1 protein-coding gene is annotated in these 1,519 nt (G+C 55.2%); it reads right to left on the minus strand.

Annotated features, from left to right (window positions below):
* Window positions 1-14: 14 nt before the first annotated feature.
* Window positions 15-1,400, minus strand: a complete 1,386-nt coding sequence (locus tag AACY42_RS28410) for an IS4 family transposase (RefSeq protein WP_339483819.1) — start codon at window positions 1,398-1,400, stop codon at window positions 15-17.
* Window positions 1,401-1,519: the final 119 nt, after the last annotated feature.

A 1,519-nucleotide genomic window follows, 5' to 3' on the forward strand; every position in this document is an offset into this window, starting at 1 on the left:
GACCCGAATGGCACTTACTTAACCTTCTTCGGGTGACCATTCTTCCTGACCTCGGCCCTGGCTGATCGACGTGTTTTCATCAGCATGGGATAAGGCTTGGGTCTTCGTTTTATCGCGCGCGGCTCAATCCTGCCAGGACGCCTTCCAACACGTTTCTGGGCAATCATCTCAAACAGACTCAGCATCTGATCTTCTTGCTCCTGAACCCCGTACTGCCTCAACGCAAGGCACAGCTGAAGGCTATGTTTGAAGCTCAGCTCCCGAGGCAGACAGTCGGCCAACAGAGCTGATTGCGCCATGAGCATCCGTATCAGATTGTGCGCCAGCAAGTAAATCCACAACTCCTTGACGGCCATACCCGGCGTCTTGCAGCTCAGTGCTTCAAGCCCCAGCGTAGTCTTGAGGTTGCGCAGATCCAGCTCCACATGCCATCGGTCTTTGAACAGTGATTTGAGGGCAGCTTTGGGCACCTGCTGTGGACAATTCAAAGTAGTGACCAGGATTTTCCCTCCGGCCTTCAACTCACGTACTGTCAGCGTTTCAGGTGCCTCGTCGTAATAGGCCTGGCTCATCCAGGACGGCTTTGCCTTGGGCTTTTTCAGCTCAACCAAATGATCTTCCGACCCCAAGGGCTTTCCCAGCTGAAAGTCCGTGCTACGCCGTCGAGCGCCGTATTGTTCGAACACCCCGTCCACGCCTCGATGTTGCAATTCACACAACAAAAAGTAGGTGGCGTAGTAGGCATCGCCCAGCACAATGTCACCTCGTTCCAAGGTATCGAGCATGGTTCTGAGCAGCGTCTGCTCATCACCGCCTTTACCGCGAAAACGTCCCAACGAGGCATCCAAAACAGCACCGCTGGCGAGGCAAACAATTCCCACCAACCGACAGATGGGAAAGCCCAGTCCGGCTTTCTGCCCACGAGATTGCGGATAGGCCTCTTGGTTGGCCGGCGTATCCGGCAGGGTGACCGTAGTGCCATCCACGAGACGCACAGGCCGCCCCCTCCAACGCCATGATGACGGAGCCCGGTTGCTCATCGATGACCCCGTGGAGCGCAACAAGGTTGAAACCATCTCCACCGGCAACCGCGCTCTGGCTTTGCAGTAAGCACCGGTATGAATGCTGTTGGGCTTCAACCCCTCGCAGGAGCGTCTGATAGAAAAATCATTCACGGCATTCTGACAGGAGCGATCGGCGCTCATCGCCTGGGACAAAAACAGGGACAGTGTTTCGGTCGGGGGGAATAGTCGCTGGCGATGCTTGGGTATCGACGACTCGACACCCTGTAATAGCTCTGGATCGGTGAGCAGCTTGAAGAAAGCATGAGCATTGCTGTTCGTGGCGTGCTGGCGCATACGGTGCTGTTGATGTCGGACGATTTGGCGTCTACGATTCACTCGGGCTGTGTCCTTGCTTGATCGGTGTGTGTTCGCAACTATCACCGTAGACCAAGGCCAGCCTTTTTTCATTTTTTGCAGCCGTATCAGTTAGTTAGCCGTTAAGTAAGTGCCATTCC

Origin of the sequence: Pseudomonas sp. RL_5y_Pfl2_73 (assembly GCF_963970515.1) — a bacterium.
Lineage (GTDB): Bacteria > Pseudomonadota > Gammaproteobacteria > Pseudomonadales > Pseudomonadaceae > Aquipseudomonas.